Source organism: Cytobacillus sp. (genome assembly GCF_964223445.1).
Taxonomy (GTDB): domain Bacteria; phylum Bacillota; class Bacilli; order Bacillales; family Cytobacillaceae; genus Cytobacillus.
Window position 1 is genome coordinate 1 of sequence record NZ_CAXQGS010000024.1, and the last position, 4,833, is coordinate 4,833.

General features: G+C 44.9%; 4 protein-coding genes and 1 pseudogene. 4 read left to right on the plus strand and 1 reads right to left on the minus strand.

Going from position 1 to position 4,833, the window contains the following annotated elements; all coding sequences use genetic code 11:
* Both ACEQ1T_RS03150 and ACEQ1T_RS03155 read left to right on the plus strand, forming a co-directional pair.
* Positions 1 to 1,130 (plus strand): MFS transporter (locus tag ACEQ1T_RS03150; RefSeq protein WP_370221717.1); only part of this gene is annotated, 1,130 nt, incomplete at its 5' end.
* 79 nt (positions 1,131 to 1,209) lie between these two features.
* A complete protein-coding gene (locus ACEQ1T_RS03155) occupies positions 1,210 to 2,055 on the plus strand; it encodes an STAS domain-containing protein (protein WP_206841590.1) in 846 nt (281 codons plus the stop codon).
* Between the two features lie 41 nt (positions 2,056 to 2,096).
* On the opposite strand, the gene ACEQ1T_RS03160 is transcribed toward ACEQ1T_RS03155, so the two are convergent.
* Positions 2,097 to 3,785 (minus strand): hypothetical protein, encoded by a 1,689-nt coding sequence (locus ACEQ1T_RS03160; protein WP_370221718.1) that lies wholly within the window; start codon positions 3,783 to 3,785, stop codon positions 2,097 to 2,099.
* Positions 3,786 to 3,985: 200 nt separating this feature from the next.
* Between ACEQ1T_RS03160 and ACEQ1T_RS03165 the strand changes: the two genes are divergently transcribed.
* Together ACEQ1T_RS03165 and ACEQ1T_RS03170 are read left to right on the plus strand one after the other, a co-directional pair.
* Entirely contained in the window at positions 3,986 to 4,384 is a 399-nt protein-coding gene (locus ACEQ1T_RS03165; protein WP_206841596.1) for a GNAT family N-acetyltransferase, read from the plus strand.
* A 96-nt stretch (positions 4,385 to 4,480) separates the two neighbouring features.
* Positions 4,481 to 4,833 (plus strand): annotated as a pseudogene (locus ACEQ1T_RS03170) (hypothetical protein); the annotation flags it as partial.

The following is a 4,833-nucleotide window of genomic DNA, read 5'->3' on the forward strand; positions in this document are numbered from 1 at the left end:
GCTCTTCCGATCTTGTCAGGCTGATTGATAAATATGGCATCCGCTATATTATTTCCTGCAGCATTTTGGTGATCGGTTTTTCAACACTTCTCACCTTTTTCACCACTAATGCCGTCCAGCTGATTATCATCTATGGTGTAATCGCCTCGGTTGGTTTTGGCGGTGCATCCAATGTAGCGGGAACGATGGCGGTGGCGACCTGGTTTGCCGACAAAAAAGGAATGGCCATGGGACTGATGTCTGCGGGCACAGCCGCAGGACAGCTTATTCTTGTCCCGCTGTCCTTATTCCTGATTGACCAGCTAGGCTGGAAGACAACCGTTCTTGTGCTCGGGTGCTTTTTGATTGTATTCATTTTTCCGCTTCTTCTGCTCTTTATCCGTTCGAATCCTGCTGATCTGCATATCGAGGCTTATGGAGCGAAAGTGAGTGATAATGTTAAGGGAAGGCAAGGAAAAAAGGAAGCCCCAAAAGGAACGCTATCTATATTCCAGCTCTTAAAGCGAAAAGAATTCCTGTATCTCATGCTCCCGTTTTTCGTGTGCGGTGTCACCACTACTGGCCTGATGGATACGCATCTTATTCCCTTTGCCCAGTATTGCGGATTTACGCCTGGTGTTACCGGAGCCGCTGTCAGTCTGCTGGCCGGCTTTAATATTCTCGGCACAGTCGTATCCGGTTTTCTCGCAGATAGGTGGAATTGCAGAAGGATCCTTGCCTTTCTCTACGGAGTGCGGGCCCTGACCATTGTTCTTCTGCTCATCATAGTAAATGATGCTACCATGTTTGGGTTTTTCGTCACTCAATCCCATTTGTTGATTCTGTTTGCCATCAGCTTTGGAATTGTCAATTTTGCAACTGTCGCACCGACCATGAAACTGGCTGCGGAATATTTCAGGCATCTATCCGCCGGAGCAGTGATTGGCTGGATCTATTTGAGCCATCAGCTGGGTTCTGCTCTCGGTTCCTTCGTCCCTGGTGTAATATTTGATCTGACAGGGAGCTATGACAGTTCTTTCATTGCTTCTATCGTACTTCTTGTTCTGGCATCCGCCTTAAGCATAATGCTTCCGAGGCCAGGGGCAGACTATCAGTATGCGAACAGCAGGGAATTAACGGAAAATAGTTAGGAGCTTAGAATCGACACTTTATTTTCCATCAGTTAAAATAATTATTATGAAATAAAAGTTCGGGTTAGGGGAGTCGGGCATGCATCGTAATCATGATCTATATCAATTTTTTCTGGAGAAAACATGGAACTTAACAGAAGAATGGTATAAAAATGTGAACAAAGAAGAAAGCGGCGGGATTTATACCTCGGAAGACCCCGCTGTCATTGAAAGCGTAAAAAAGCAAAATTACGAATTTCACAAGCAGTTCTCCGAAGTCTTCCATAAAGAAGAAGAAGCGTTCTTTCATGATTTGGAAAGCTGGATTGTTAAAGTGGCACAGGATGATGAACACCTCCGCACGCCATTAGAGATGATCCTGCAGGAGTTCTTTAACACCCAGGAACAGTATTTGAACCTGCTTGAGCAGTTCGTTGAATCCAGCCAGGGCCAATATGATGAAAAACAAATTGCACTATGGCGCAGGATCATTATTAGAACCATTGGTGAAGTGGTTACCTGGTTCACGGAAGAGTATAATAATCATTCCCAAAAGAGGCTGCAGGCTCAGCAGGCTTTAATCCTTGAACTCAGTTCCCCGGTCATTTCTTTAACAGAAGATATCGCACTACTGCCGCTTGTCGGGGATATTGATACGGCACGTGCAAAAAGCATGCTTGAAAATACACTTCAGCAATGCAATAAATTAGGCGTCAACCAGCTGTTCCTTGACCTTTCAGGAGTAGTCATGATTGATACCATGGTAGCCCATCAGCTATTCCAGCTGATAGAAGCGCTAAGCCTGATCGGCGTAAAGACCACAATCTCCGGCTTAAGACCGGAAATTGCCCAGACCGCAGTCCAGCTCGGTTTGTCATTTGATCACGTCAGCATCAAATCCACGCTATCCAGTGCCATTAAATCAGCCAACATAATTGCAGGATAATAAAAAACACGATGAAGAGTGCCTTCATCGTGTTTTCTCGTCTATTCCAATCCTTTGATATTCATTTCCTTTACAGGCAGGAATGCCTCACCTGTATCCAGATAGTTCACGTCCACCTGATCGCCTTCCTGCAGATAGATGGCCATCGGGACGGTTTCAGATGAAACCACATAGCTCTGGCGGTTATCCAGCAGGAATGATACGACTGTGAATTCACCGGATTTCTCCTTGTACACCCGAAGAACAGTGCCGCTAATCTGTTTTTCCTCTGCTTTCGAGCTTCCGTCTACAGTGCCTCCTCCTCGCTGCAATGCGGTTTTATATAGACGCAATGCTTCATTTGGCGTCGTCCCGTAAGCAGATATTTCCGGATTGGCAGCTGATACAATAAAGTAGTTCTGCAGGAATCCATTTGCATCAAGCACAGGCGTCAGCCAGCTCGCTTCACCGTAAAAGTTATACAGAACAGGCATTTCGCCGCTCCATTTCTTCTCGATGAATTTCTTCTCGATAATCTGGAGGGCACCTTGCGAATCCATATAAGATTCCTCAAGGCTGCCTGTAAAGAAGGTCGCTTCGCCTGTCCTTGAATTTGTCAGAGAATAGCCAAGCATCGAATCGACGCCTTCTTTTGGACTTGTAAAATCAGTAAAGTAGTACATGTCGCCATTTTCATCAAAAATCGGACTCACATTGGCTTCCGTTCCTTCATCCGATGGAAGCCTTACATCTGACTTTCCGAATTTACTGTTCCAGAAGCCATGGACATAATTCCCGAAATAGCTGTTCTGCAGACTGACCGTTTCAGGAGATACAGCTCCATCAATAAAGGCCGGTACATCTGCAAGTTTATAGGACTTCGTCTGTCCATTAAGCGGGTCGACCATGACCACCCCTTGAACATCAAAGCCATTTCTCGCCGAAATAAACTCTCCATATGAACGAATATAAAACGGCTTTCCGTCGTCATCCACTTCCAGCTGCACATCTCCATAAAAAATGGCCTGCGGATACTGCATCCGGATATGGCGCTCAATATTTTTATTGAAGTAAGAGGATGGTGTATACACCATATCGCTTTTCACAAACTTTGGATTAGCTGAGGAATCAGTAGCGCTGATTGTAAAATAGCCAGGTGTTTTATCTCCATTCCACCATTTGAAAAAGCCCGAAAACTCTACAGGCGCAATATAAACATATTCTCCATTGACTTTCTGGATCTGCAGGCTGCCAAGTTCATAATAGCTCGTGTTCGGAACCTGCCCGAAAGCCTTCTTCATCTTATTTCGCGCAAACTGCGGCGGCACGCTCGCCGGTGTTTCTTTTTCATCAAACGTCTCAATCTCCGTTTTTTCATTCATTTTGGCACTTTCATATTTATCATCTGCATTGAATAGAAAAGCTGTCAGAAAGAAAATCCCTGCAATCAGACTGACGGCAAACACACCCGTTTTGATCATTCGTTCTCTGCCTGTCGCGAGAACAGCTCCAATTAATGCTGCGATAACTGCAAACAGCCACAGGCTGGTCAAGTTACGGTCCAGATTGGTGAAGTAATACACGGCAAAAACAAGCAGCACAGAAACAGCGGCTGTGCCGGCCATGATCCCCGTCCCCAGCTTCCTGCCTTCCTTTTCCTTTTTCTTAGCCTTCGCTTTATAGCTGAACGGAATCAGCAGGATAGAAATCGCCAGTCCGGCAATCAGTGAAAAAATAAAAATATTTCCCATAAGAATCTCTCCTAAAATAAGTTCGTTACTATTTAATACGGGCGGCAGATAAAAAAGTTTCATAAAGCAGATCCTCGTTTCGTACAACGTAATGTAATAGAAAGAATCTTGTGCATCCAAGGTGCATACCCGTTAAAGAACAGGATTTTTCCGCCTTAAGCCAGAATAGGATTAGCATTCCATTGTTAAGGAGATTTTTTATGATCAAATATGAATTTGCCATACCGGATAAGAATCAATTATTTCAGTTATATGAAAATGACGGCTGGAATAAATTTTTGAAGCTGCCGAAAGAAAAACTGCATAAGGCGATGGAGCAGAGCTGGCTTGTGATCAGTGCCTATGATGGAGAGTGCCTGATCGGGACAGGGCGCATTATTTCAGACGGTGTGATTAATGCCTATCTTTGCGGATTAATCGTTGATCCAGATTATCGCAGCCAGGGCATCGGCAAGGAAATGGTGCGAAGGCTGGCAGCAGAGTGCGCTAAGGCACTGCTGCATTTACAATTGCTGGCCGAGGAAGAGAAAGCCGGGTATTATGAAAAGCTGGACTTTGAGGTTTTTACATTGGGTTTAAAGTATAGGTCTTCAGACTAAAGTTGTAGCCGGTTTCAGCCGGAACGGCGATTTAGCGAAATGTTTTCAGCATTAAAATGGCTAATATAACCAGTATTAGAAATGGAGGCAACACTTATGGAAAAATATATATGCAAAACGTGCGGAACGCAATTTCCGCCATCGGCCCATCAGCCTGAAAGCTGCCCAATCTGCATGGAAGAACGCCAGTACGTTGGACCCCGCGGCCAGGAATGGACAACATTACATGAAATGGCGGAAAGCCAAATTTATACTAATGAAATAAAACAGGAGGAGTCCAATCTTTACAGCTTGAAAACAGCTCCGGAGTTTGCCATCGGCCAGACAGCCTATCTCGTTCAGCATAATGGATTTAATCTGATGTGGGACTGCATTACCTATCTTGATGAGCACACGATTGAAACCATAAAAGAACTAGGCGGAATGGACGCGATCGCATTGTCCCATCC

What these genes read in the sequence shown, in the direction of transcription:
- ACEQ1T_RS03155 (WP_206841590.1), top strand. Translation starts at nt 1,210, where the DNA reads ATGCATCGTAATCATGATCTATATCAATTTTTTCTGGAGAAAACATGG.
- ACEQ1T_RS03160 (WP_370221718.1), bottom strand. Translation starts at nt 3,785, where the DNA reads ATGGGAAATATTTTTATTTTTTCACTGATTGCCGGACTGGCGATTTCT.
- ACEQ1T_RS03165 (WP_206841596.1), top strand. Translation starts at nt 3,986, where the DNA reads ATGATCAAATATGAATTTGCCATACCGGATAAGAATCAATTATTTCAG.